This window comes from Desulfovibrio piger ATCC 29098, from assembly GCF_000156375.1.
Classification (GTDB): domain Bacteria; phylum Desulfobacterota; class Desulfovibrionia; order Desulfovibrionales; family Desulfovibrionaceae; genus Desulfovibrio; species Desulfovibrio piger.
Window position 1 is genome coordinate 118,311 of record NZ_DS996356.1, and the last position, 25,690, is coordinate 144,000.

Sequence of the window (25,690 nt, forward strand, 5' to 3'; positions counted from 1 at the left end):
GGCATCCCCTTCGGGAGCGGCAGGGGCGCCGCCCACGGGCTGCTGGCCCAGATCGGCCAGTTTGTCCCGCAGGCTCGCGTCTTCGGAACCGGCCATGGCCTTGTCCATCTCGGCCAGGGTCTCCCTGTCGGGACGGCCGATGCCGGTCAGTTCCCGCATCTCTTCGCCGGGGTTCTGACCGTGCCCCACCATATAGCCCATGAAGAAGGCCCAGCCTATGCAGGCCAGCATGACGATGCAGATGGCCCCCGCGGCCAGGGGCGGCAGCGTGAAGCTGAAACCGCCCTTGGGCACAGAGGGAGCGATACGCTGGCGGATCTTTCGCAAAGGCTGGGCCATAGGATCTACATGACCTCGGGAGCGCTCACGCCCAGCAGGTCAAGGCCGTTGCGCAGCACCTGGCTCACGGCGCGCAGCAGGGCCAGACGCGAGAGGGTGCGGGCCGTATCGTCGGCCAGCAGCACCTGATGCTTGGCGTAGTAGCTGTGCAGCATGCCGGCCAGATCCATCAGGTAGTGGCTGACGTGATGCACGGCCAGGGCCTGGGCAGCGGTGGCCACCATGTCCTCGAAACCGGCCATCTTGCGCAGCAGGGCCATATCTTCGGGGGTGTCCAGGGCCGCCAGCAGTTCGTCCGTGGCGGCGGCGGGCAGGGTGATGCCGCGTTCCTCGGCACGGCGCAGCACGGCGCAGATGCGGGCATGGGCGTACTGCACATAGTACACGGGGTTGTCCAGGCTGCGCTGCTTGGCCAGCTCCAGGTCGAAGTCCAGGCTGGTGTCGCTCTTGCGCGAAAGGAACATGAAGCGGGCCGCGTCGGCACCCACTTCCTTGACCACGTCGGCCAGGGTCTCGAAGGTGCCCGCGCGGGTGGACATGCTCACGGGCTTGCCGCCCTGGAGCAGGTTCACCAGCTGGATGAGCACCACGTCGAAGCTTTCGCGGGGCTTGCCCATGGCGGTGATGGCGGCGCGCATGCGGGGCACGTAGCCGTGGTGGTCGGCGCCCCAGATGTCGATGAGCCAGTCATAGCCGCGCTGGAACTTGTTGTGGTGGTAGGCGATGTCCGAGGCGAAATAGGTCAGGCTGCCGTCGGACTTGCGCAGCACGCGGTCCTTGTCGTCGCCCAGGGCCTGGGTGGCGAACCAGAAGGCACCGTCCTTGTCGAAGGTGTGCCCGGCTTCGGTCAGGGCGTCGAAGGCGGCTTTGACGGCGCCGCTCTCCACCAGGGTCTTTTCCGAGAACCAGTGCTGGTGTTCCACGCGGAAGTCGGCCAGGTCGGCCTTGATGCCGTCCAGGATCTCGTTCATGGCGCGTTCGTAGCAGCGGTCCTGACCGGCCTGGTCTTCCATGTCGGGCAGGCTGGGGTCTTCGGCCAGCATCTCGCGGGCGATGTCGATGATGTAGCTGCCGCGGTAGTAGTCTTCAGGCCATTCCACGGGACGGCCGGCCAGTTCCTTCACGCGCAGCCACACGGAAAGGCCCAGGATGCGCATCTGACGGCCGGCGTCGTTGATGTAGTATTCGGTCTCCACGTCGAAACCGGCCTTGCGCAGCAGGCGGGCCAGGCTGTCGCCCACGGCGGCGCCGCGGCCGTGGCCCACGTGCAGGGGGCCGGTGGGGTTGGCGGAAACGTATTCCACCAGGGTCTTGCGGCCCTGGCCCACGCTGCTCTGGCCGTAGGCGGCGCCGGCGGCTTCCACTTCACACACGGTCTTGCGCCAGAAGTGCTGGCTGAAGGTCACATTGCAGAAACCGGGGCCGGCCACTTCCACCTTTTCGATGTCGGCGCAGCGCTGGGGCAGCTTTTCCACGAAGACCTGGGCCAGTTCGCGGGGATTCTTGTGGGCCTCGCGGGCCAGCAGCATGGCGATGTTGGCGGCCAGGTCGCCGTGTTTGGGGTCGCGGGGCGGTTCGATGACCGCTTTGGCGGGCCAGTTGAGGCCCATCTCTTCCACAATGCCCATGAGGGCAGAGCGCAAAACGTCAGTAGCGCGCATGTATCCTATCTCCTGAGGCGGGGCACGTGCCTACGCCGAAAAATTTTCCACGCTTTCGAGGCTGTTGACCAGTTCCACCCGCAGTTCCTGGCGGGCGGCCTCGTCCAGATGATTGAGGCAGGCGGGCACCATCTTGCCCAGCACGGCCTTGGGACCCACTTCGACCCAGCGGCGCACGCCGTCGGCATACTGGTTGCGCACGGTCTCGATCCAGAGCACGGACGAGGTCATCTGCTTGAGCAGGCTTTCCTTGGCGCTTTCACCGTCGGTGACGGCGCGGCCGTGCAGGTTGCAGTAGACCGGGAACTGCGGCTTGCGCCACACGGCCTTGCGCAGCAGGGGCTCCAGCTCGCGGGAGGCCTTTTCCATCATGGGGCTGTGGAAGGCGCCGCTCACCTTGAGCTCGATGGCGCGGCCGCGGTGTTCCTTGGCCTTCTGGCAGGCCAGGGCCACGGCGTCGCGGTGACCGCTGACCACGAACTGCGCCGGGGTGTTGTAGTTGGCCACGATGAGCAGGGCGTCGGCTTCCACGGCGGCCTCGCGGGCCAGGGCTTCCACGTCTTCCTGCTTCATCTTGAGGATGGCGGCCATGCTGCCGGCACCGTCGGGATCGGCCTCGGCCATGAGGCGGCCGCGCAGGGACACGATCTGCAGCACGGTCTCGGGATCCAGCACCTCGGCGGCGGCCAGGGCGCTGAATTCGCCCAGGCTGTGACCGGCGGCGGCACAGGGGCGCACCTTGCCCGCCAGCTCGCGCCAGAGGTTGATGTTGACCACGGTCAGCGCGGGCTGCAGGGCGCGGGTGTCGCTCATGGCGGCATCATCGCCTTCCCAGTAGATCTCGCGCAGCGGCAGGCCGCTGATGGCTTCGGCACGCTTCCAGAGCGTCATGGCTTCGGGACGGGCTTCGGCCAGCTCCCGGCCCATGCCCGCTTCCTGCGAGCCCTGGCCGGGAAAAAGCAATGCACACGATGTCATTTTCATAACTCCAAAAATGGATTGGCAAGCGGTATAAAGTCGTCTTTTTTACGACAGAGCGCCAGAGCTTGCAAGTCCCGCCGCCAGAGGCTACACAAGGCCCATGAAGCCCAACGCGAAACACGACGACATCTCCCTGTCCGCCCTGGCGCGATGCGCCCGGGAGGCGGGCGTGACGGTGCCCGAGGCGGCCCTGCCCGGGCTGGCGGAATATCTGCAGCTGCTCTGCCGCTGGAACAAGGCCATGAACCTGGTGGGCGCGCATCACTGGCGCGACGCCATGCAGCGCCTGGTGGCCGACAGTTTCCATCTGGCGACCTTCCTCGACGGCCTGCCCCTGCCCGAAGATCCCCTGTGCTGGGATCTGGGCTCCGGCGCGGGCCTGCCCGCCATCCCCCTGCGCATGGCCTGGCAGCGCGGCACCTGCTGGCTGGTGGAGGCCCGCGAGAAACGGGCGCTCTTCCTCTCCACGGTGCTGGCCCGCGTGCCCCTGCCGGGGACCCATGTTTTCCGGGGCAGGGTGGAGCACTTTTTCCCCAAGCAGGCCCGCAAGGCCGATTGCATCACCAGCCGGGCCTTCATGCCCTGGCCGCAGCTGCTGGAACTGGTGGCCCCGCACCTGGCCGACGACGGCACCGTGGTGATCCTGGCCCGCGAGGAACCGCCCGCCGCCGGGGACATCGACGGCTGGGAGCTGGTGGGGTCCTTCGCCTACACGGCCGACAACGTGCACCGCTGGTTCTGGGCCCTGCGCCGGAGAGCCGAAGGGTAGCGATCTTTTGAGGGGCCCCTTCGCCAATGCGAGAGGGCCATCTTCCCTCAGGCTCCTCCTCCCCGCGCGTTTTGTTCGTGTCCTCGGATACGCGTTACTTTTTGCCGCAAACTCCCTGCCACAAAGGAGAGCCGCATGACGGACAAACCGGTCTCCGTCTACTTTACCGCTGAGAACCGCACCTTCTGGCTGCACGGTCTGTTCTGGGGCCTGGTGACCCTGGGCCTGGCTTTTGCCCTGCGCATGCTGGAATGGCCCTGCTGGCAGGACCCGGAATACCGTCTGGGCTCGGAATGGCTGCTGGCCACGCACGATGCCTATCATTGGGTGGCCGGTGCCGAAGGCTTCGGCCATGCGGAGGGGCATCCCATGGCCGTCATGCTGCGCGGCATGGCCGACCTGCTGGGGACCTATCCCGCGGCGGTGGCGTTCTGGTTCCCGGCGCTGCTTTCCTGCTTCGTGGCCGTCATCGTCTATGCCTGGGTCTGGGCCCTGGGCAGCATGGAAGCCGGTGTGGTGGCGGGCCTGCTGACCAGCCTGGCGCCGGGCTTCCTGGCCCGCACCCTGCTGGGCTATTATGATACGGACCTCGTGACCCTGTTCTTCCCGCTGCTCATGACCCTGGCGCCTGCCTGCTGGGCCATGCGCTACATGCTCCTGCCCCAGCTGATCCTGAAAAAGCTCATCGTCGGTTCCGGCCTGGCCGCGGCCAGGCGCCTTTGGGGCAGCTCGCTGGCCGAGCAGGACCTGCGCCTGGGCAATCCCCTGCGCTGGCAGTGGGTGGTGCTGCTGGGCGTTTCCGGCGTCATCTCCTGGTGGACGCAGGAATGGCATTCGGTCTTTCCCTATCTGACCCGCTACAATGTCTGCCTGCTGGCCTTCATGAGCCTGGTCATGGCGCCGCGCGGCCGCCGCAACCTCCTGCTGCTGGGCTCGCTGGCCTACGCCCTGCCCACGCTGGGCGGCCCCCTGTTCTTCGGCTTCAGCGCCCTGCTCATGACCGCGGGCTGGACGCGCGCCCGTCAGATGTACCGCCTGCGCCAGTGGCTGTGCCGCCCCTGGGTGCTCATCCTCCTCTGGCTGGGGGTGGGCTTCCTCTTCCTGTCGGGCGAGCTGTTGCAGACCATCACCCACCAGCTTTCCCTGTACATGAAGAAGGCCGAGGTCTCGGGCGGCAGCGGGGCGCTGGCCCTCATCTACCCGCCTGCGGGACAGGCCCTCACCGAAGTGCAGGACCTGGGCCTGCTGGCCGTGCTGGCCTATTTCCATCCCTGGCATGAGGCCGCGGCCCTGGGCCTGCTGGGCTTCGTGTGGGTGATCTTCCGGCGTCCCGGTGCGCTCTTCCTGCTGCCGCTGGCGGCGCTGGGCCTGCTCAGCACCAAGATGGGCGGCCGCATGGTCATGTTCGGCGCGCCCATCGTGGCCGTGGGCCTGGCCCTGCCCCTGTACTGGCTGCTCCAGCGCCTGCTGCGCAAACTGCGTCCCAACGTGGCGGGCATCCTGACTTCCGCGCTGCTGCTGGCGCTGCTGGTGGCCCCCTTCGTGAACATCATCCCGGCCATGTCGCAGGGCCCCATGATCAACCGCCGCCATGCCGAGATGCTCAGCCGGGCCCAGACCGTGGTGCCCAAGGACGCCACGCTCTGGCTGTGGTGGGACTGGGGCTACGCGGCCCACCATTTCGCCCGGCGCCTCACCATCGCGGACGGTGCCCGCAATGCCGGAGCGCCGCTCTACCTTTCGGCGGCGGTGCTGGGTACGGACAATCCCCGCTTTGCCCGCCAGCTCATCCGCTATACCAGCAAGTTCGCCAAGGGGCGCGATCCCTTCGACGAGGAAGTGGCCGGCGCGGTCTTTGCCGGGCTGGATGCCCAGCAGGCCCAGGATCTCATGGACAAGCTGCGTTCGCCGGAAACGGCGCTGGTGGAAGGTGAAGGGCGGCAGTTCGTGACGGTCAGTTTCGAGATGCTGCGCCTTGGTTTCTGGATCAGCAATTTCGGCAACTGGGACTTCGTGACCCGACAGGGAGAGGGCGCGGCCCTGTCCATCCTGCCGCAGGCCGTGGCCTACAACCTGGACAAGGGCGAGGTCCTGCTGGACGACAGCGCCACGCCCATCCGTCCGGCGTCCATCAGCGTGTTCGAAGAGACGGGCGTCACCCGCCGGGACTACATCCAGCAGTGGTTCGACAGCCATCCGCGGGCCACGGCGGCCCAGCGGCAGGAGTTCCTTTCCGGGCGCCGCAACGTGCACTTCTTCTTCAACCGCATCACGGACGAGAAGCTGGCCATGGATGCCAATCTCTACAATTCGCTCATGGTGCGCCTGCTGGTGGGCAACCCGCAGGACCCGGCCATCTCGCCCTATTTCAAGCTGGTCTACGACAACGTGTTCTGCCGCATCTACGAAGTGCTGTAGGGAAGGGCGGACGTTGAGAGATGCTTGAGGAGAGGGGGCCCCTCTCCTCGGATTCCTTGCCCGCAGGCCGCATCAATGATGGTAGGGCACCTTGCGGATGATGCATTCCGCGCGGTAGAGCTGCTCCAGCAGGAGCACGCGGGCCAGTTCGTGGGGGAAGGTCATGCTGCTGAGGCTGACCAGCTTCCAGGCACGCTGGCGCACGGCCTCGTCCAGACCGTAGGCGCCGCCGATGATGAAGCAGGCGCGGCCCATGGCGTTGTTGTCGATCTTTTGCAGCAGCTGGGCCAGCTGGGGCGAGGTCATGGTGATGCCGCGCTCGTCCAGCACCAGGGGCACGTCCTGCGGGCCCAGGGCCTCCAGCAGGCGGCGGCCTTCCAGCTCGTTGCGCTGGGCCTGGGGCAGGGCGGGGTCCCCGTCCCGGACTTCCACACATTCCAGACGCCGCCAGCGGTTGATGCGCTGGCTGTAGTGGGCGGCGGCGTCTTTCCAGAACGGTACTTTCAGTTTGCCCACACTGAGCAGGCGCAAGGGTTTCCCTGTCATGATTCCTCGATCGTTGTGTCAGATATCCACGGCAGAAGACGCCGCCCGCAGATTGCGTGATGGCGGCGTGCTGGCCTTTCCCACAGAGACGTTCTACGGCCTGGGCTGCTGTGCCGACCAGGCCGTGGCCGTGGCGCGAGTGTATCAGGCCAAGCGCAGGCCCGTCCATATGCCCCTGCCCCTGCTGGCGGGCAGCCTTGAGCTGCTGCGCCCCTATGTGACGCTGGAGCAGGCCCCCGAAGCGCTGCTGACGGCCTTTTGGCCCGGTCCGCTGACCGTGGTGCTGACCGCCCGGCTGACGCCGCTGGAAGGCCGCCGGCCCCTGGCGCCGCAGCTGGTGAACCCCAGGGGCAAGGCCGCCGTGCGCCTGACGCCCCATCCGCTGGCGGCGCGGCTTTCCTGTCTGGCCGGGGAGCCCCTCACGGCCAGCAGCGCCAACATCAGCGGTCAGGCGGCCGCCCGCGTGCCTGACGAGCTGGACGAACGCCTGCTGGCGGCCCTGACCGGGCCCGACGACGGCGTGGTGGTCAGCGGCCCTGCCCCGGCAGGGGGCGTGCCGTCCACCATCGTGGAGCCGCTGGCCGGTACGGACCTGCGCGTGCTGCGTCTGGGGGCCGTCAGCCTGGAGGCCCTGCGGGCCGCGGGCTTCACGCCGCACCTGGCCTGAGCCCGCCCCGTCGTCAAGGACGTAAGACGCATCTTGGAGGACGTCGAAATTCCTGTCGAACATGGAGCTTGCGGCCGGCATGCTGCTGGCGTACCATGCGCCACTGGAGGCACCCATGCAGAAAGAACTCACCTGTCCCGCTTGCGGTCACAGCGTCATCCGGTATCTGAACCCCGCGCCCACCACGGATGTGGTCATCTATGATCCCGAACGGGGCGTGGTGGTCATCGAACGTGTCAACGAGCCGCACGGCTTTGCCCTGCCGGGAGGCTTCGTGGACGACGGCGAGCAGGTGGAACATGCCGCCGTGCGCGAGATGCGCGAGGAGACCGGTCTCGATGTGGAGCTGCTGGGCGTGCTGGGCGTGTATTCGCGCCCGGACCGTGACCCGCGCCGCCACACCATGAGCGTGGTCTTCGTGGGGCGCCCGCGTGATGCGGCAGCCCTGAAAGCCGGGGACGATGCGGCCCGGGCGGCCTTCTATCCTCTGGACAGGCTGCCGCAGCCCATTTGTTTCGACCATGCCCGCATCCTGGCGGACTTTGGCCGCTGGCTGGCGGGCGAACGTACGCTGGCGCCGGTGGAACCGGCAGGGGAGGATGACTGATGGGCTACCGTAACCTTCAGGAATGTGTGGCCGATCTGGAAAAGGTCGGACAGCTGCGCCGTATCGACGTCCCCGTGGACCCGCATCTGGAGCTGGCGCACATCCAGCGCCGGGCCTTCCGCTCCAAATCCCCGGCACTGCTGTTCACGCGGGTCAAGGGCTGTTCCTTCCCCATGCTGGCCAACCTGTTCGGCACGAAGGAACGCCTGCATTACATTTTTCGCGACAGCCTCGCCGGGGTGGAAGCCGTGCTGGCCGCCAAGGCCGATCCGGCCGCGGCCCTGAAGCATCCCCTGCGCAGCCTGCGGGCCCTGCCCGCCCTGCCGCACATGCTGCCCCGGCGCACCTCCAAGGCCCCTGTGCTGGAGAACCGCTGCGCCCTGTCGGATCTTCCCCGTCTGGTGGGCTGGCCCATGGACGGCGGGCCTTTTATCACGCTGCCGCTGGTCTACAGCGAGGATCCCGCGCGTCCCGGTCTGGATGCCTCCAACCTGGGCATGTACCGCGTGCAGCTGGCTGGCAACGACTATGCCGCCGACGAGGTGGGCCTGCATTACCAGATCCATCGTGGTATCGGCGTGCACCATGCCGAGGCCCTCAAACGCGGCCAGAGCCTGCCGGTGAACATCTTCGTGGGCGGCCCGCCGGCCTTCACCGTGGCGGCGGTCATGCCCCTGCCCGAAGGCCTTTCGGAACTGCGTTTCGCGGGCCTGCTGGGCGGCTGCCGCGCGGCCATGCACTACAGCCGCCGCCTGCCCTTGCCGGTGCTGGCCGAGGCGGATTTCTGCATCAGCGGTCACATCCTGCCGCATCTCAAGCCCGAAGGGCCCTTTGGCGACCATGTGGGCTACTACAGCCTGAAGCATGATTTCCCCATCCTGCAGGTGGAGGCCGTGCATCACCGCACCGGCGCCATCTGGCCCTATACGGCCGTGGGACGTCCGCCGCAGGAAGACACGGTCTTCGGCGACTTCATCCATGAGCTCACCGGCGCGCTGGTGCCGCAGGTCTTCCAGGGCGTGCGCGAGGTCCACGCCGTGGACGCCGCCGGGGTGCATCCCCTGCTGCTGGCCCTGGGCAGCGAGCGCTACACGCCGTACGAGGCACAGCGCCGCCCGCGCGAACTGCTGACCGCCGCCCTCCATATGCTGGGCACCACGCAGACGGCCCTGGCCAAGTACGTGCTGGTGGCCGCGCATGAAGATGCGCCGGGCCTGCGGGCGCGGGACGTGGTGGCCTTTTTCCGGCATCTGCTGGAACGCACCGATTTCGAGCGCGACCTGCACTTCATCACCCGCTCCACCACGGATACGCTGGACTACACCGGCTTTGCCCTCAACGAAGGCTCCAAGCTCATCTGGGCCTCGGCGGGCGAAAAGCGGCGGGAGCTGGCGCTGGAAGTGCACGACCTGCCGCCGCTGCCCGAAGGCTTCGGCGACGCCCGCTGTGCCGGGCCGGGCATCCTGGTGCTGCGCGGTCCCCGTCATGAGCTGGGCCGCAACGAGACCGACCCGCGCATGGAGGAGCTGGCCGCCTGTCTGGCCCACTGGCCGCAGCGCGATGCCTTCCCGCTGGTGGTCGTGGCGGACGATGCCGCCTTCTGCGCCGCGGACTTCGACAATTTCCTCTGGGTGGCCTTCAGCCGCTCCGATCCCGCTGCCGACGTCTATGGCACCGGAGCCGTGGTCCGCGCGCGGCACTGGTCCTGCGAAGGGCCGCTGCTGCTGGATGCCCGCATCAAGCCCTTCCACGCGCCCGCGCTGGAGGAAGACCCCGCCGTTCAACGCCGTGTGGATGCCCTGGCCGCGCCGGGCGGCCCGCTGCACGGCCTTATCGAATAAGGATCGTCTATGAAGATCGCCCTCTTGCAATGCAATACCGTCACCGGTGACGTGGCCGGCAATGCCGAGCGCATCCTTGCCGCCGTGCGTGAGGCCGCCGCCCAGGGCGCCGACCTGTGCGTCACTCCCGAGCTGGCCCTGTGCGGCGTGGCCCCGGGCAGCTATCTGCGCGCCGAGGACTTCGCCGAGGGCTGCAAGGCCGGGTTGCAGATGCTGGCCGATGCCCTGCAGGACGGGCCGCCCCTGCTGGTGGGCGCGCCGGTGGCCAGCGTGTACGCCTCGGGCCTGCTCTCCAACGCGGCCATCCTGGTGCAGAAAGGGCGCTGGTCGGTAGTCTCGCGCAAGGTCTACCAGACCTACGGTCAGGACAGCGAGGCCCGCTTCTTCGACCGGGGCGTCTCCTGCGGCATCCTGGCCCTGGACGGCTGGCGCCTTGGCGTGGTGCTGTGCCAGGAATCGGCCACCGAGGACGGCGCCTTCTGGAAGACCCAGTACGCCAGCGGCCACAACCCGCTCATGGAGCTGGTGCAGCGCGGCGTGGACGCCATCGTCCACATGGCGGCGGTACCGTTCAGCAAGGGGGTGCAGCGCCTGAGCGAGCAGATGCTCTCGCATGTGGCGGCGCGGCATCATGTGCATCTTTTTTCCGTCAACATGGTGGGCGGCAACGACAGCCGCGTCTACAACGGCCAGAGCCTGGCCTTCGACCCCACGGGGCAGATACTGGCCCGCGGCAAGGCCTTTGCCGAAGACGTGCTGCTGGTGGACACCGCGGGCAGCGGCGGCATCGTGCACCCGCGTCCCGCCTGCCTGCCCGAAGCCATCTGGGACGCCCTGACCCTGGGCGTGCGGGACTTCGTCCACAAGTGCGGTCTGGAAAAGGCCATCGTGGCCCTTTCCGGCGGCATGGATTCGGCCCTGGTGCTCTGCGTGGCTGCCGAGGCCCTGGGCGCGGACAACGTGACGGCCGTGCTCATGCCGTCGCCCTACAGCAGCGAAGGGTCGGTGAGCGACTCGCTGGAGCTGGCCGAGAATCTGGGGGTGCGGACCCTGACCCTGCCCATCGAGCCGGTCATGGAAAGTTTTTCCGCGGCCCTGGCGCCGGGACTCGACCTGTTCGAGACCTTCCCCGGTGACACCACCTTCGAGAACCTGCAGGCCCGCATCCGGGGCATCATGGTGTCCTCGCTGGCCAACCGGGCGCGGGCTCTGGTGCTCAATACGGGCAACAAGAGCGAGTGCGCCGTGGGCTACAGCACCCTGTACGGCGATACCGTGGGCGCGCTGGGCGTCATCGCCGACCTGACCAAGACCGAGGTCTACACCCTGGCCGGCTGGTACAACCATCACCGTCAGGCCACCATCATCCCGCAGGCCATCTTCGACAAGGCCCCTTCGGCCGAGCTGCGGCCCGGGCAGAAGGATTCGGATTCCCTGCCGCCCTACGACGTGCTGGACCCGGTGCTGGAGAGCCTGATCTTTGCCGGGCAGACGGCGGCCCAGCCCCAGGATGCCGACGAGGGCCTGCGCAAGGAAGTGCGCCGCAAGCTGTTCGCCGCGGAATTCAAGCGCCGTCAGGAGCCCCTGGGCCTGCACATCAGCCGCATGCCTTTCGGTACGGGCTGGCAGGTGCCGGTGGCCGGACGCTACCGCATGCCGTAACGGCATAGGCGTGGCGCTGCGGGAAAAGGGGGACGCGCCGCACGGCGCACGATATTTGATACCAAGGGAAGGCGGCTGCGGGAACGAGCATGGCCGCCGGAGCGCTCGCAGGAGCGCAGACAGACATCATTCGCATCTGGAGGAGAGACCATGCCTGAAGCACCAGAGAAAAACCTGGCTCTTGACATCGTTCGCATCACGGAAGCCGCCGCGCTTTCGTCCGCCCGCTGGCTGGGCCGCGGCAACAAGGAAGCCGGTGACGGCGCCGCCGTGGACGCCATGCGCAACAGTTTTTCCACCCTGCATGTGGACGGCATCGTGGTCATCGGTGAAGGGGAAAAGGACCACGCCCCCATGCTGTACAACGGTGAAAAGGTCGGCATGGGCGACGGCCCACAGCTGGACGTGGCCGTGGACCCCGTGGAAGGCACCAGCCTGCTGGCCTATGGCCGTCCCAATGCCATCTCCACGGTGGCCGTGGCGCCGCGCGGCAGCATGTTCAACCCCGGTCCCAGCTACTACATGCAGAAGCTGGTGGTGGCCCGTGAGGCCCGCGATGTGATCGATCTGGACGCTCCTGTGGACGTCAACCTGCATAACGTGGCCCGCGCCCTGGGCAAGAACGTGCAGGACCTGGTGGTCTTCGTGCTGGACAAGCCCCGTCACAAGAAGCTCATCGAAGACATCCGCAGCACGGGCGCCCGTATCCAGCTGCATACCGACGGTGACGTGGCCGGCGCCCTGATGGCCGTGGATCCGCGTTCCGAAGTCGACGTCATGATGGGCACCGGCGGCACCCCCGAAGGCGTGCTGGCGGCCTGCGCCATCAAGGGGATGGGCGGCCAGATCCTGGCCCGTCTTGATCCCCAGTCCTATGTGGAGAAGGAAGCCATCAACGAGGCCGGCATCGACATCCGCGAAGTGCTGACCGTGCACGATCTGGTGCGCAGCGATGATTGCTTCTTTGCCGCCACGGGTATCTCCGGCGGCGATTTCCTGCGTGGCGTGCGCTACAGCGCCCGCCATGCGGTGACCCATTCCCTGGTGCTGCGCGGCAAGACCGGGACCCTGCGCTATGTGGAATCCTACCACAATATGGACAGGCTCTCCAAGATCAGCGCCGTGCAGTACTAAGCGAGGCTTGTTGCTTGATGAGAAAAACTGGATGCCGAGGCTGGCTGGCCGGCGGGCTGCTGTGCGGCCTGCTGCTGTGCGGCCTGACCGTGGTCGTCCCGGTGGACGTGGAAGCGGCTGCCGTGACGACGGTCTATGACGGGCAAGGCCCGGTGGAAGAAAAGGAACTGCTGCGCTTCCTCGATGTGCTGCCCCAGTTCCGCAACTGGGCCCGTGAGAACAGGATCGAGGCCCATCCCGTGGCCCGCAGGGGCAAGGCGGATTTCCTCTATCCTGACGATGCCGCCCGCTGGGTGGAGGCCAAGGGCTGGGATGCCCGGCGCTTCTTCTGCGTCATGGGCCGCATGGCCGCGGCGCTTGTCATCGTGGAAGAGGGCAATGACCTGCAGGTCCGTCCCAAGGACATGCCCGTGGTGGACAAGGCCGAAGTGGAGCTGGCCCGCAAGCATCTGGGCAGCCTGCTCAAGGTGAGCATGCCTGACGAGGGCATGTCCCACTAGCATCGCAGGCCCTGCCTGCTGTTCTGAAAAAAAGCGTCCGTCCCGTGAGGGATGGGCGCTTTTTTTCATGTCGCTTGGTTTTGTTCTGTTTGCATCCTCCCTGCTGGCAGGCGGATGTGGCGCGGGCTCCCGGCACGAGCCCTTCCGGGCCGTAGCGGCGGACAACGGGCGGATGGCAGTAGCGGGGCGCTTGTCCGCGATCGAAAAGGCAGGGATGGCCGGGCCTCTGCCGATTCCGTTCTGCCGGCAGGCTGTCGGGAAATCCGCTTTATCGCATGCGTTGGGACGGCTCCGTGGCTGGCCCTGGGAAGCCCCTCCATACCGGGCATCCTGTCCGCATGGACGACGGACGCCATCCGGCAGGGACAGGAAAAATGTGCGCAGTCCCGGCGTCCAAGCTGAGGAACGGGCAGGCTGCCCGGCAGCAGACAGGCAGGAGCATCTGCCGAAGCGTAGGGAGGACAGCGATGTCCCCGCCGCTGGCAAGGAAACAGAAAAGGGGAGGGCCCTGGCGGGCTCTCCCCTTGTTTTTTTGTCTATGGGTGGCGCTTACTGGGCCGGAACGGCATCCGGCGGGATGGGCGCGCCGTGTTCAGGCCCCGCGGGCAGGGTCTGTACGGCAGGAGCTTCCTGCACGGGCGCGGCAGGCTGCGCATTTTCCGCAGGGGCGGGCGTACCTTCCGCGGGTGCCGGAGCCGCGGCTTCCTGGGCCGGAGCAGCCTGTACTTCAGCCGGAGCAGCAGCTTCAGGAGCGGGAGCGCTGGTTTCCGTCGCTTCCGGGGCCGGGGCGGCTTCAGCCGGAGTGGTGGCTTCAGGTGCGGCCGGGGCCGTGGCCTCCGCAGCAGGAGCGGCCTCGGGGGTCGGAGCCGTTTCCGGGGCAGCAGCATCAGCAGCGGGCGCTTCCGGCGCGGCCGTTTCGGCGGCAGCTTCGGGGGCCGCAGGAGCGGTGCCCTCTTCGACAGCGGCCGGGGCGACGGGGGCAGGAGCGTTCAGGGGCTGGGCAGCGGCGAGCTTGAGTTCGGCATGTTCGGCCAGCTGGGGCGCCAGCCACAGATGCGCAGGCTGGGCCAGGAGGATGGCGAACAGGGTGCAGACCAGCAGGGAGCCGCCGGGCCAGGCACGACGGGTGAAACGGGCCAGCAGCACGGCGAAGACGATGCACAGGCCGCCTAGGACGGGCAGGGCATCCAGGCTGGTCAGCAGGGCCTCATACTGCTGGGGGATGGCCAGCGATGTGGAGGTGCGGAGCCATTCCAGCGCCACGGGGAAGTGCAGGGCGGCCAGCAGCATGCCCGCATGCAGGAAGAGCAGGGCGATGACCAGATAGAAGAACTTGCTGCCCAGGCTGCCCATGCGGACCAGGGCGCGGCCCAGCAGGATGGCCAGCAGGCAGAGCGCGGGCGTGGCGCCGGCAAGGCCGGAGCCCAGCAGGGACAGGGGCAGGGAGAAGACCAGAGCGATCCAGAGGAAGGAGCTGCCGCTGCTTTCCTTGCGGCTGGCCCGCAGGGTCTTCCAGCTGGTGGCGAACACGCGGCCCCAGTTGACGCCGGTGACCACGAAGAGCCAGGGCAGGAGGCCGAGCACGGCAAGAGCCGGGGCCAGCCACCAGAAGGCGGGCAGGGGCCAGGGCAGGCTGATGAACTTGGACGACACGGCCTGGGCGTAGCCTTCGGCCTGCACCCAGAAGATGATGGCGGCGGCCCAGAGGGCACCCAGCAGCAGGAGCAGCAGGAAGCCCGCCAGCGCGTCCAGACGCTGGGCGCGGCGGATGCGCCAGGTCCAGAACAGGTGGACGAGGCTGGTCAGCAGGGGCAGGATCAGGAAGACCAGGCCACCGGTCAGCGCGGCCAGGCCGGAGGTCAGGAAGGCCAGCGGCAGGGAGATCCAGGCGTGTTCCTTTTTCCAGCCCATGCAGAAGAAGGCCATGGAGAGCAGGCACAGTCCGGTGGCCAGTCCCTGCGGGCCCATGAAGTGCGCCAGCTGCGGGAACAGCAGGCTGGAGAGCAGGATCAGGCCGGAGGCCAGGGCGGCCTGCGGACCGAAACCGGCGGCACGGCTCAGGGCCCAGGTGCCCCACAGACAGGCCAGACCGCCCAGCGCGGCGCCCGCCGGCCAGACGAAGGCCGAAAGCTGGGGCACCATGCGGGCCACTAGGTCGAGGGCGGCCAGCATCCAGACGAAGACGGGCAGCTGGGCATCACCATTGTGCAGGGGCGCGAACCACTGGCCATTGGCCAGCGCTTCACGGACGGTATCCATGAGTTTCATTTCCGGCGGGCAGTACAGACCGCCGGTCAAGAAGGTGGGCCAGAGCTGGCAGAGCAGGAGCAGGAGCAGGGCCAGGGGGCCCATCTTGGTCAGCACGGCAAAGGCTTTCTGGGCGGGGCCGGCTTCCAGCACGGCCACCGGCGCGGCGGCAGGAGCGGCGGGAGCGGCCGGGGCCTCTTCTCCGGCGGGCGCCTGGCCTTCTTCCGGCAGGGGGGCGCCATCGGCAGCCGGGATCTGGTCCCCCACCGCGGCGGGCTGCATGGTGGCCAGACCGCGGCGTCCGCTGCGGGGCGCGTCGGCCATGGCGGCAGACGCGGCGGCATCGGCAGGCATGGCCTCCGCAGGAGCTTCGCCGCTGTCGGCCTTTTCTTCGGCGGTGGCGGCAGGCTCGGTCTCAGGTACGGGCCGGGCAGCGTCGGCAGGGGCCGCAGGCGCTTCCTCGGCTGCCATCGTCAAGGGCGCTTCGGGCGTCGGCGATGGGGCAGCGGCAGGGCTTTCCTCCGGCGCGGCAGCAGGCGCGGCGGGAGCGGCCGGGGCCTCCTCAGGCTGCACGGCCTCTGCGGCGGGCATGGGGATAGGGGCCTCTGCCTGCGGGGCGGGCGCCGGTTCCGGGGCCACAGACGGCGTGCCGGGGGCCGGGCTCTTCTGGCCGTCGGCAGGGGCGGGGCGGCTTGCCCGGGCCCGGGCCTCTTCATCCAGCTGGGACCAGGGCGTCATGCCCATGGGGATCTCCTCTTCAGGGCAGGCCAGCTTGCTGGCGGCATCGGGATTTTTTTCTGTCATGATGGCTCCTTGGGCGATGCGGCGGCTCCGACCAGATAATGCCGGGCAGAACGGCCGTTCAGGGTCACGGTCAGACCTCCCTGGACAGCCAGGGACGTCTGTTCAACGATATCTTGCGCTGCCCCGGAAACGGGCAGGGGGATGCGGAGGGTGGCGCTGCCGCTGCCGAAGTTGGCGGCCAGCACCCAGCAGCTGCCGTCAGGCAGCCGGGTGACGGTGGCCAGGGTCCCGGCAGGGCCGCTGACCACACGCAAAAGTTGGCCACGGGCCACACCGGAGACGGCGCGGGCATGCAGCAGCCGGGCCATGATGCTTGCCGGGCTCCGGGGCAGACGCAGCTCCTCCGAAAGCGGGCCAAAGGCCAGGGGCGCGGGCTCCACTTCGCCGGCGGCGGTCTCCGGCTCCAGCAGAGGGACGAGACCGGCACTGGCGGCCGTGCCCGGCGTGGACTTTGACAGGGGCAGGGCACCCTGCAATTCCTGCGGGCTCACGAAGGCCAGACCGGGCAGGCCCACACGCCAGGCAAGCAGCAGCAGGCTGACTTCTTCCAGTTCCGTATCGCGCCGGTCACGGGCGGGAGCGGCATCGGGCTTGCGCCCCAGGGCTTCCCGGGCCAGACCGGCGGGCGTGGTGGGCCAGAAATATTCGTCGTCATGCAGGCCGGAAAGACGGCGGGCACGCTGGTACAGGGCCTCGCCGCCGGGCAGGTCACGCAGGGGACGCCAGTCCACGCCCTGCCACTGGTGCAGGCCGCGGGCCAGACCTTCCTGCCGGACGCCGCTGCTCATGGACTGGCGCAGCAGGGCGGCCAGAGGCGCGGCATCGCCGGTCAGCAGGCCATATTCGGCGGCGGGACTGGTGACGGTATCACGGGTCAGGTCCACGGGGGCCCGCTGGATCAGGGGCGTCAGCGACGGGGGCAGGATGTCGGCCTGCATGGCCCAGCCGCCGTAGCGGTGGATCTCGCGGGCAAGGGCGTCCAGCGCTTCCAGACCGGGGGCCAGCTGGTCACGAGGGGAGGGCGCTCCGCCGTCGGGCGGCACGTCCAGGCCCATGATGGCTTCAAGGTGCAGCCCGGCCAGGGTCTGCTGCTGCAGGCCGGTATGCCGGATGACGGCGGCGGAGAGCACGCGCCGGGCCTGTCCCGAGGGGTCCTGCCAGAGCAGCACGGGGCGCAGCACGTTGCCCGCATAGTGGTACAGCCAGCGTCGGGGCTTGCCGTCGGCCCCGCGCACTTCGCCGGTGACGGCCCAGCCGCCGGGCGTGGCCCAGGGCAGACTGTCGCGCAGCAGGGCCGGGGGCAGCAGGCCCTTGTCGGTGAGGGTGCGGCATTGCTGGGCGTTGAGGGGGAGGCATTCCCATTCCTGGGGCGAGGCGGGCAGCGTGCCCCAGAGGGAAGCCGGGGCCTCCATCATGGCGTACAGGCCGCTGAAGCGGCTGGCGTGGCGGGCCTGGAGGAAAAAGTCCGGGCCCAGGCCCGTGGCGGCCGGGGGCAGGGAGCCGCCCAGCTGGAAGCCGCTGGTGGCGGCACGGGCGTTGAGCCGGGCGAACTGTTCGTCGTCGCCGCTGCGGGCGTCGAAGGCCAGGGACGTGGTGCCCGTACCGAAATCGGGCCGGAGCTGGTTGTGCCAGAGGGCGCCTTGCTCCTGGGACGGAGACAGGTAAAGGCCGGAAAAGCCCATCCGCCGAAAGGCTTCCAGGGTGCCGGAGCGGGCCAGGGACTGCATGGCCGGGGCCTTGCCCCGCAGGGTGTGGGGATTGACCTCCAGCCAGCAGGGGGCGGCATCCAGCAGCAGGGGCAGGCGGTCATTGCTGCCGCTGTTGCCCCACAGACGTTCCGAGCCCGAGACCTCGGCGGCCAGATCGTCGGCATTGCCCAGCATGGACTGGCGTTCCAGCCACTGGATATAGCCGGGATCGGCGCGCAACAGGCTGCCGGGGGCCCTGTCGGGGCGTTCCGTCCCGGACAGGAGCATGGGCTTGCGGCCGTGCGGGCCCATGACGTCCTGCGCACAGGCGCAGAGCAGCAGGGCCAGCACGACCGCCAAAAGCCGCCCAAGGGCGGAGGTCGCTAATGGGCGGCCTTTTCTTCTTCCTTGGCCGCGTTCCACAGCTCGTCCTTCTCATCCAGCGACAGTTCGGGGAAGTCCTTCCCCTGCTGCCGGGCCAGTTCTTCCATGCGGGCAAAGCGGCGCAGGAAGCGGGCCGTGGCCAGGTCCAGGGCTTCGCTGGCCTTGATGCCCTTGCGGCGGCCCATCTCGGTGATGCTGAAGATCAGGTCGCCCAGCTCGTGCTTCTGGGCTTCGGCGTCGTCCCCGGCGGAGGCGTCCAGCCATTCCAGCCATTCGGCTTCCACCTGCTGTTCCACTTCTTCGTCCTCGGGCCAGGTGAAGCCCACGCGGGCGGCCTTGGAGTGGATGCGGTAGGCCTTGGTCAGCGGCGGCAGGCTGGCGGGCAGGGAGTCGAACAGGCCCTGGGGCTTGCCTTCGGCATCGGTGTGCTCGGCGCGCTTGATCTTTTCCCAGGTCTTGAGCTGCTCGTCCAGATTGTCGAAGGTCACGTCACCGAACACATGGGGATGACGGCGCACCATCTTGGCCCGGTTGTTGTTCAGGGCGTCGTCCAGGCTGAACTGGCCGCGCTTCTGGTACAGATGGGCCACGAAGAGCAGCAGGAAGGCCACGTCGCCCAGTTCTTCGCACACGTCGGCCGTGTTGCCGGAGCGGATGGCGCTGACCAGCTCGTGGCTCTCCTCGATGAGGTATTCGGTCAGGCTTTCGGGGGTCTGCTCCTTGTCCCAGGGGCAGCCGTTCTCGGCATCGGTCAGCCGTTCGATGACGGCCTGCAATTCTTCCAGAGCGCTTTTCATGAAACTGTTCCTTGTGGAGGGTTAAAGTCCGAAACGGCTGATGAGGTCAGGCGGCAGCCAGCCGCGCACCTGGCTTATCAGGGAATTGAAATAGGGCAGGGCGCGCGAGTGGCGCAGGAACTCGGCATCGCCGAAGAGCTTCTGCAACAGCAGCAGGACCACGGCGCAGAGCAGCACGCCCTTGGCCAGGCCCAGCAGGCCGCCGGTGAGCTTGTCGATCCAGCCCACGAAGGAGAAGGCCAGCAGCTTTTGCAGCAGCCGCGCCAGCAGGCCCACGGCGATGAGCACGCCCAGGAAGAGCAGCACATAGCTGGCGATGTTGCGCCAGGCCGGTTCGGTGATGAAGGTGAGGTGCGGGGCCAGCACGGTGTGGAAATGGTGGGAGACCCAGAAGCCGCCCACGATGGAGAGCAGCCCGGCGACCTCGCCCACGAAGCCGGTCCAGAACCCGCGGGCCGCGAAGGCCGTCAGGACCAGCACGATGATGACGTCGAAAATATCCTGTCCCATAAGCTTCCTGTAAGGAAAAGATCCTCCTGCGGCCGGCGGGGCGGCCGGTCGCGGGGCACCGGGATTTCCGGCAGCCTGCAACGGGCCGCATCCGTTCGTGCAGGTACGGGCGCAGCATAGCAAAAGGGGGGGCAGGACACAATCCGTCCGTCTGTACAGATGGGGCCTGATACGCTATGCTTGCGGGATGGATACGCGATTGGGAAACTTGCTGGAACAGGCCGGACTGGCCTGCAACAGTGCGGAAGCTCCGGCGGCGGAGACCGCGCCCGGAGCCGAAGAGGAAAGCCACGGCCTGACGTCCTACACCCCCTTCATCTCCGTGCGGGCCTGCGGTCGCTTGTGGCGCCTGCAGCGCGCCGCCGACCTGGAGACCCTGTGGAACGCCATGCTGGACGATCCGCAGAACTTTGAGGACGAACGCCTGCCGTACTGGACGGAACTGTGGCCGTCCAGCATCGCTCTGTGCCGCTGGCTGGAAGAGCGCCGCGACGAGATCGCCGGGCGCCCCTGCCTCGACCTGGGCTGCGGCCTGGGGCTCACGGCCATGGTGGGCCAGTGGCTGGGCGCGCAGGTCATCGGTATGGACTATGAGGAAGAGGCCCTGCACTTCGCCAGCCTCAACGCCCGGCACAACGGGGTGACCTCGCCCCTGTGGACCGTCATGGACTGGCGTCAGCCTGCCGTGCGGCCCCGCAGCATCTTCCGTCTTTGGGGCGGCGACATCATGTACGAGAAGCGCTTCGTGGCGCCGGTGATGCACTTTCTTTCCCATGTGCTGGCCGACGACGGCGCGGCCTGGGTGGCCGAGCCCGGACGCGGCGTGTACGAGGCCTTTTTGCAGGCCCTGCACGGCGGCGGTCTGGAAGGGCGGCGCGTGTTCACCGAACGTGTGGAGCCCCTGTATGCCCAGCCCGTGCCCGTCACGGTGGCCGTGTGGGAGATACGCCGCCGCGTCCGGCCCGCGTAGGCCCGGATCGTGGGCCTTGGGGCCTTCCCGCTCCGGTAGCCGGCTCCCGTTGCCTGCGTGAGGGCCTTGTCCCCGCAAGGCATAGGGCAGTATGCGCAGGAAGGGATCTTCCGTATCCCTTGCTGCAGCGGCTCCGGCCTGACGGGCGCGCTCCTGTGCCGCCATCCGGCCTGTCCGCCCCTTTCCCGGCACACTTTTGCGAAAGGCGCCGCTCTGGCGGGCAGGGCCGGGGAAAGGCCTCTGGATTTTCAGGAAGATTTTGCTAGATTCACCACCGGGCACCGCCGGACGGTGTCCCGGCCGCATGAGGCGAACAATGGGAAAACTGACACGTTTTGGTGTTTCTCTGGACGAAGAGCTGCTGGAACCTTTCGACGCCCTGTGCGCCGTCAAGGGCTACAGCAACCGCTCCGAAGCCATCCGTGACCTCATCCGCAAGGCCCTCGTGGCCGAGGAGTGGCAGCAGGCCGACGGTCAGGGCGCGGGCACGCTGACCCTGGTCTATGACCATCACAAGAACGACCTGGCCCGCCGCCTGACCCAGATGCAGCACGACGAGCATGACATCATCATCGCCACCCTGCATGTGCATCTGGACCATCACAACTGCCTTGAGGTGCTCATCCTCAAAGGCGAGGCCGCCCGCGTGCGGGCGCTGGCCGACAAGCTCATTTCCTGCAAGGGTGTCAAGCACGGCACCTTCAGCGGTACAACTACAGGACAGGATCTCGCATAATGGAAGACGTGCAACGCCATGCCCCCAAGGTTCCCATCAATATCGACCGCGTCGGCATCCGCGGCATCACCGTGCCGCTGCTGGTGCGCGACCGCGCCCAGGGCAGCCGCCAGACCGTGGCCCGGGTGGACCTTGGTGTGGATCTGCCCGCCTCGTTCAAGGGCACGCACATGAGCCGCTTCATCGAAGCGCTGGAAGAATGGAACGACGAAATCAACTACCAGTCGGTGCGCCGCCTGCTGGCCACGGTCAAGGAACGCCTGGAAGCGCGCCGCTCCTATGTGCGCTTCTGCTTCCCCTATTTCGTGCACAAGCCCGCGCCTTCGTCGGGCATCAAGAGCATCATCTCGTATGAGTGCCGCCTGACCGGCGAGCTGGACGAGAAGGGCCAGTCCTTCCTGCTGGAAGTGGACGTGCCCGTGATGACCGTGTGCCCCTGTTCCAAGGCCATCAGCCGCGAGGGCGCGCACAGCCAGCGCACCATGATTCATCTGGCCGTGCGCATGTCGGGCTTCAGCTGGATCGAGGAATTCATCGAAATGGCCGAGGCTTCGGGCTCGTCCGCCGTCTATACCCTGCTCAAGCGCGAGGACGAGAAATACGTCACCGAGCACGCCTTCGCCCAGCCCACCTTCGTGGAGGACGTGGTGCGCAACGTGGCCCAGCGCCTGACGGAGCACGAGCATGTGCGCTGGTTCCGCGTGGAGGTGGAGAGCATGGAGTCCATCCACAGCCATAATGCCTTTGCCTGCATCGAACGCGACCTGCGAACGCAGGACGAACAGGCCTAGCCAGCACTGAGGAAGCCGGGAGAGCCCGGCTTCCTTTTTTTGCACGATACTGCGGTCAAAAAATTTTTCCCAAAAAGTTTTTTACACTTGACAGCAGCCTGTGCTAATACTCTCACGCCCAAGTTTCGTATGGCCTTTGGGCAGGACAGGCTGTCCGGCCGTGGTCCTGTCCCCTGCAGGGACTGTCCCTTTGCCGGCGGCGTGCGGGTCCTTTCCCTGCCGCCCGGGCCCTTCCCCTCTTTTTGGTTGCGATTTCTTACCCCGGAGAAAGCATGCGTCTTGTCCCAAGACTGCTGATACCCCTTGCCATGGGTCTGCTGGCCCTGAGCGCCGGTTGCGCCTCCCATTCCGGGTCCGGCTCTTCCGGTTATCCTGAAGAATCCTGGTATGCGCAGCGCCAGCGCGCGGCGCAGGAAGCCCGCTTCCGCCGCTCCTATGAAGCCGTTTTCGATGAAAGCGCCGAGGAGGGTGGTCCCCGGCAGGCCAAGGCCGTGCAGGTGGCCCGTTCCGCCATCGGCACCCCCTATGTGCCCGGCGGGCGCAATCCCGGCGGCTTCGACTGCTCCGGCCTCGTGCAGTGGGCCTACAAGAGCGTGGGCATCAACCTGCCGCGCACGGCCCGGGAACAGTCGGCCGTAGGCAAGCGCATCACCCGCGTGGAAGACATGCGCGCCGGTGACATCGTGGCCTTCCACCATCCCCGCCGCGGCTACCATACCGGCATCTATGTGGGGGACGGGAAGTTCGTCCACAGCCCCCGCCGCCGGACGCGCGTGCGCATCAACAGTCTTGACGACCCGTATTTCAGAACTACCTTCATGGGAGCCCGACGCGTGGAAGGCAGCGACGCCTTCAGTGCCGAGGAACTGCGCATGGCCGCCTATGCCGAAGAGCAGGCCGTGCGCGAGATCTCGCACAGCCGCAGCAAGAGCAAGGCCGGCGTCAGCCAGAAGAACACGCGGGACAAGAAGAGCAGCGTCCAGAAGAAGAACAGCCGCAGCAAAAGCAAGAGCAGCGTCAGCCGGAAGGGCAGCAGCAAGAAGAGCAGTGTCAAGAAGAGCAGCCGCAGCACCAGCAAAAGCAGCGCCAAAAAGAGCAGCAGCAAGAAGAGCTCCGGCACGCAGGGACGCAAGACCAAGAAATAGCCCGTCCTTTTGTCGGCAACGGGAGGACGGCATGACCCGGGCCCCTGGTCCGGCATATACGGGAGTCGATCATGCTTCCTCTCATGAGCCCCCAGGATGTCAAAAGGAAACTGGAAGCCGGCGAGATCCGGCTCGTGGATATTCGCGAACCTGATGAAGTGGAGTCCCTGCGCATCGAAGGTGCGGAGATCGCCCCCCTGTCGGTCATCCGCTGGCAGGATTTCCGTCCTGTGACGGACAAGCCCGTGGTCTTCACCTGCAATTCGGGCCGTCGCACCAAGAACAACAGCGACCTGCTGGAACAGCTGGCCGCCGGTGAGGCCTGGCAGATGGAAGGCGGGGCCACGGCCTGGGACAAGGCCGGTCTTCCCGTGGTGCGCAGCCGCCGCAGCCTGCCCATGTTCCGCCAGATCCAGATCGGCGCGGGCGGCATGGTGCTGCTGGGCCTGGCCCTGAGCCTTGCCTGGCCCCAGTGGCTCTGGCTGAGCGCCTTCGTGGGCGCGGGCCTGGTCTTTGCCGGTGTGACGGGCTTTTGCGGTCTGGGCCTTTTGCTGGCCCGCATGCCGTGGAACAAGAAATAGTCTCCGTGCAGACAGATTTTCCCAAAGGGGAAGGGCGCTCCTGTCAGGGGTTCCCTTCCCCTTTCGTTCACAGCTTACATGACACGGACGGCCCGTACCGGGCGTTTTCGGAGGCGGCATGACCATCCCCTGCGCACTGCCCCGCAGTCTGCAAGACTATCGTTACCATCCCGCGCCGTCGGCCTCTTCCCGGCCCGTACGGGGGCGGCTGGCCCCCAGTCCCACGGGCTACATGCATCTGGGCAATGCCTGGGCCTTCCTTCTGGCCTGGCTGGCGGTGCGCAGCGCCGGCGGGACGCTGGTCCTGCGCATGGAAGACATCGACCCCCAGCGTTCGCGTCCCGAATATGCCCGGGCCCTGGTGGAGGACCTGCGCTGGCTGGGGCTGGACTGGGACGAAGGCCCGGCCGTGGACGGCGCCGTCCCGGCCGACGGCAGCGCCATGGCGGAGCAGGGCCCGTGCGGCCCCTATTTCCAGAGCGCCCGCACGGCCTTGTATGCCGAGACGCTGGATGCCATGGATCGTGCCGGGCTGGTCTATCCCTGCTACTGTACCCGCAAGGAACTGCGCCAGCTGGCCGGGGCGCCCCATGTGGATGATGCCGGGGCCCCCTATCCCGGCACCTGCCGTCATCTGGGGCCGGAAGAGCGGCGTCTGCGCGAGGCCCAGGGGCGGCGTGCCTGCCTGCGCCTGCGCTGCCCCGAAGGATGTTTCCATTTCCGGGACGGCCTGCTGGGCGAACAGTCCTTCACGCTGGAGGACTGCGGCGGAGATTTTGCCCTGCGCCGTTCCGACGGCGTGGTGGCCTACCAGCTGGCCGTGGCGCTGGACGACGCCCTGATGGGCATCACCCAGGTGGTGCGGGGGCGCGACATTCTGACATCCACGCCGCGTCAGCTGGCCCTGCTGCGCCTGTGGGGTTTCGAGCCGCCCGCCTATGCGCACATCCCGTTGCTGCTGGACGGACAGGGGGAACGCCTGGCCAAACGTCACCAGAGCCTGGGGGTACGCGAGCTGCGCCGTCAGGGGGTCGCGGCGGCGGAGATCGTGGGCGTGCTGGCCCGTCTGGCCGGTCTGCGCCCCGACATGCGGCCGGTCGCGGCATCGGATCTGCTGGAGGGCTTCCGGCTGGAGCGCCTGCCCCGGCATGACGTCTGCCTGCGGGACCTGCCCCGCGTGCCGGAGTGGCTGCGGCCCCTGTGCCTGCCTTGCTGACGGGCGGATTTGTCTTTTATGAAAAAAAACGCTATCGTTAGCTTTTGAAATTTTCTTGCCCGTTGTCGGGCTGGAGGCAATATGAGCAAGGTTCTTGATAAGGCCTTTCTTGAAAGCGTGTTCCCCCCGGAACGCACTGAGGCTTTTTTCGACGCACTGTTCGGCGGCGCTGAGGAAGGCGCTTATGACATCGTTCTGGTCTGCCGCTCCGAAGGAGAAGGGAAGGCGGAACTGGCCTTTGAGCTGCACCAGCGCCCCGGAAAATGTCTTGCCTGCAATCTGACCTACGGACTGCCGCAGGTCTTCCAGCGCCATCCCATCCTCAATGTGGCCGGCGTGGCCCGTGCCGTGGCGGAAAAACTGGGCTGGCCCGGAGACAAGGTCCGCTGGTGGCTGGGCCATACCGAAGAAGTCAGCCGCAGCCTGCACGTCATTCCCTTGTATCTGGAAAGGACTGACGACTGATCCTCCGGCCGGGCATATTTCCGCTTGACAGTCCGGCCATATTTTGACACAACAAGCCGTCCGCCAGCTTAGCTCAGTTGGTAGAGCAGCTGATTCGTAATCAGCAGGCCAAGAGTTCAAGTCTCTTAGCTGGCTCCATAAAAAATAAGCCCTTACGGAATCTTCCGTGAGGGCTTTTTTGTTGCCGAAAGTATATTTCACTGAGCGTCCTGAGGATTTTGTTCCGACTAG

General features: G+C 67.3%; 23 protein-coding genes and 1 tRNA gene. 16 read left to right on the forward strand and 8 right to left on the reverse strand.

The window, feature by feature from the left end; all coding sequences use genetic code 11:
* From DESPIG_RS14070 to DESPIG_RS06140, 3 genes are all read right to left on the reverse strand, one after another.
* The coding region (locus DESPIG_RS14070; RefSeq protein ID WP_006006306.1) for a hypothetical protein at window positions 1–339 on the reverse strand (339 nt) is incomplete at its 3' end.
* Window positions 340–344: 5 nt separating this feature from the next.
* The gene (gene argS / locus DESPIG_RS06135) at window positions 345–2,000 is read right to left on the reverse strand and encodes an arginine--tRNA ligase (protein ID WP_006006308.1); all 1,656 of its coding nucleotides are present in this window, start codon (window positions 1,998–2,000) and stop codon (window positions 345–347) included.
* A gap of 30 nt (window positions 2,001–2,030) precedes the next feature.
* Complete coding sequence (locus DESPIG_RS06140) at window positions 2,031–2,984, reverse strand: ACP S-malonyltransferase (protein WP_006006310.1); 954 nt, start codon at window positions 2,982–2,984, stop codon at window positions 2,031–2,033.
* Window positions 2,985–3,081: 97 nt separating this feature from the next.
* Here DESPIG_RS06140 and DESPIG_RS06145 point away from each other — a divergent pair, with 97 nt between their 5' ends.
* The gene (locus DESPIG_RS06145; protein ID WP_006006312.1) at window positions 3,082–3,750 is read left to right on the forward strand and encodes a 16S rRNA (guanine(527)-N(7))-methyltransferase RsmG; all 669 of its coding nucleotides are present in this window, start codon (window positions 3,082–3,084) and stop codon (window positions 3,748–3,750) included.
* Window positions 3,751–3,885: 135 nt separating this feature from the next.
* A complete protein-coding gene (locus DESPIG_RS06150; protein ID WP_006006314.1) occupies window positions 3,886–6,168 on the forward strand; it encodes an STT3 domain-containing protein in 2,283 nt (760 codons plus the stop codon).
* A gap of 72 nt (window positions 6,169–6,240) precedes the next feature.
* Here DESPIG_RS06150 and DESPIG_RS06155 read toward each other — a convergent pair whose 3' ends face one another.
* Window positions 6,241–6,714 carry a 23S rRNA (pseudouridine(1915)-N(3))-methyltransferase RlmH gene (locus DESPIG_RS06155; protein WP_006006317.1) on the reverse strand — a complete coding sequence of 158 codons (474 nt, stop codon included), beginning with the start codon at window positions 6,712–6,714 and terminating at the stop codon, window positions 6,241–6,243.
* On the opposite strand from DESPIG_RS06155, the gene DESPIG_RS06160 reads away from it, so the two are divergent.
* From DESPIG_RS06160 to DESPIG_RS06185, 6 genes are all read left to right on the forward strand, one after another.
* Window positions 6,713–7,381 carry an L-threonylcarbamoyladenylate synthase gene (locus tag DESPIG_RS06160; protein ID WP_006006316.1) on the forward strand — a complete coding sequence of 223 codons (669 nt, stop codon included), beginning with the start codon at window positions 6,713–6,715 and terminating at the stop codon, window positions 7,379–7,381. The genes DESPIG_RS06155 and DESPIG_RS06160 overlap by 2 nt on opposite strands.
* A 115-nt stretch (window positions 7,382–7,496) precedes the next feature.
* Window positions 7,497–7,988 carry an NUDIX domain-containing protein gene (locus DESPIG_RS06165; RefSeq protein ID WP_040369542.1) on the forward strand — a complete coding sequence of 164 codons (492 nt, stop codon included), beginning with the start codon at window positions 7,497–7,499 and terminating at the stop codon, window positions 7,986–7,988.
* The gene (locus tag DESPIG_RS06170; RefSeq protein ID WP_006006321.1) at window positions 7,988–9,829 is read left to right on the forward strand and encodes a UbiD family decarboxylase; all 1,842 of its coding nucleotides are present in this window, start codon (window positions 7,988–7,990) and stop codon (window positions 9,827–9,829) included. The genes DESPIG_RS06165 and DESPIG_RS06170 overlap by 1 nt, the downstream gene beginning before the upstream one ends.
* Window positions 9,830–9,838: 9 nt before the next feature.
* Window positions 9,839–11,491, forward strand: a complete 1,653-nt coding sequence (locus tag DESPIG_RS06175) for an NAD+ synthase (protein WP_006006323.1) — start codon at window positions 9,839–9,841, stop codon at window positions 11,489–11,491.
* Between the two features lie 150 nt (window positions 11,492–11,641).
* Window positions 11,642–12,625: a class II fructose-bisphosphatase gene (glpX, locus tag DESPIG_RS06180; RefSeq protein WP_006006325.1), complete on the forward strand. Its 984-nt coding sequence runs from the start codon at window positions 11,642–11,644 to the stop codon at window positions 12,623–12,625.
* A 17-nt stretch (window positions 12,626–12,642) separates the two neighbouring features.
* The gene (locus tag DESPIG_RS06185; RefSeq protein WP_006006328.1) at window positions 12,643–13,125 is read left to right on the forward strand and encodes a hypothetical protein; all 483 of its coding nucleotides are present in this window, start codon (window positions 12,643–12,645) and stop codon (window positions 13,123–13,125) included.
* Window positions 13,126–13,674: 549 nt separating this feature from the next.
* Here DESPIG_RS06185 and DESPIG_RS12840 read toward each other — a convergent pair.
* The 4 genes from DESPIG_RS12840 to DESPIG_RS06205 are packed head-to-tail and all read right to left on the reverse strand — an operon-like array spanning window position 13,675 to window position 19,555.
* The gene (locus DESPIG_RS12840; RefSeq protein ID WP_006006331.1) at window positions 13,675–16,176 is read right to left on the reverse strand and encodes a hypothetical protein; all 2,502 of its coding nucleotides are present in this window, start codon (window positions 16,174–16,176) and stop codon (window positions 13,675–13,677) included.
* Window positions 16,173–18,215, reverse strand: coding sequence for a hypothetical protein (locus tag DESPIG_RS06195; protein WP_246118361.1), 2,043 nt, complete (start codon window positions 18,213–18,215; stop codon window positions 16,173–16,175). The genes DESPIG_RS12840 and DESPIG_RS06195 overlap by 4 nt, the downstream gene beginning before the upstream one ends.
* Window positions 18,216–18,247: 32 nt before the next feature.
* Complete coding sequence (gene mazG / locus DESPIG_RS06200) at window positions 18,248–19,045, reverse strand: nucleoside triphosphate pyrophosphohydrolase (RefSeq protein ID WP_006006335.1); 798 nt, start codon at window positions 19,043–19,045, stop codon at window positions 18,248–18,250.
* Window positions 19,046–19,066: 21 nt separating this feature from the next.
* Window positions 19,067–19,555 carry a CvpA family protein gene (locus tag DESPIG_RS06205; protein WP_006006337.1) on the reverse strand — a complete coding sequence of 163 codons (489 nt, stop codon included), beginning with the start codon at window positions 19,553–19,555 and terminating at the stop codon, window positions 19,067–19,069.
* Between the two features lie 187 nt (window positions 19,556–19,742).
* Between DESPIG_RS06205 and DESPIG_RS06210 the strand changes: the two genes are divergently transcribed.
* The 8 genes from DESPIG_RS06210 (at window position 19,743) to DESPIG_RS06245 (ending at window position 25,597) form a co-directional block, all read left to right on the forward strand.
* Entirely contained in the window at window positions 19,743–20,525 is a 783-nt protein-coding gene (locus DESPIG_RS06210) for a class I SAM-dependent methyltransferase (RefSeq protein ID WP_006006339.1), read from the forward strand.
* A gap of 316 nt (window positions 20,526–20,841) precedes the next feature.
* Window positions 20,842–21,261, forward strand: a complete 420-nt coding sequence (nikR, locus tag DESPIG_RS06215) for a nickel-responsive transcriptional regulator NikR (RefSeq protein WP_006006341.1) — start codon at window positions 20,842–20,844, stop codon at window positions 21,259–21,261.
* On the forward strand, window positions 21,261–22,052 hold the full coding sequence (gene folE2 / locus DESPIG_RS06220) for a GTP cyclohydrolase FolE2 (protein WP_006006345.1): 792 nt from the start codon (window positions 21,261–21,263) through the stop codon (window positions 22,050–22,052). The genes nikR and folE2 overlap by 1 nt, the downstream gene beginning before the upstream one ends.
* A 272-nt stretch (window positions 22,053–22,324) precedes the next feature.
* Entirely contained in the window at window positions 22,325–23,197 is an 873-nt protein-coding gene (locus DESPIG_RS06225; protein ID WP_246118360.1) for a C40 family peptidase, read from the forward strand.
* 71 nt (window positions 23,198–23,268) lie between these two features.
* Entirely contained in the window at window positions 23,269–23,778 is a 510-nt protein-coding gene (locus tag DESPIG_RS06230; RefSeq protein ID WP_006006353.1) for a rhodanese family protein, read from the forward strand.
* Between the two features lie 118 nt (window positions 23,779–23,896).
* The gene (gene gluQRS, locus DESPIG_RS06235; protein WP_081446836.1) at window positions 23,897–24,994 is read left to right on the forward strand and encodes a tRNA glutamyl-Q(34) synthetase GluQRS; all 1,098 of its coding nucleotides are present in this window, start codon (window positions 23,897–23,899) and stop codon (window positions 24,992–24,994) included.
* Window positions 24,995–25,075: 81 nt separating this feature from the next.
* Window positions 25,076–25,459 (forward strand): hypothetical protein, encoded by a 384-nt coding sequence (locus DESPIG_RS06240; protein WP_006006358.1) that lies wholly within the window; start codon window positions 25,076–25,078, stop codon window positions 25,457–25,459.
* A gap of 62 nt (window positions 25,460–25,521) precedes the next feature.
* Window positions 25,522–25,597 (forward strand) — tRNA-Thr (locus tag DESPIG_RS06245).
* Window positions 25,598–25,690: the final 93 nt, after the last annotated feature.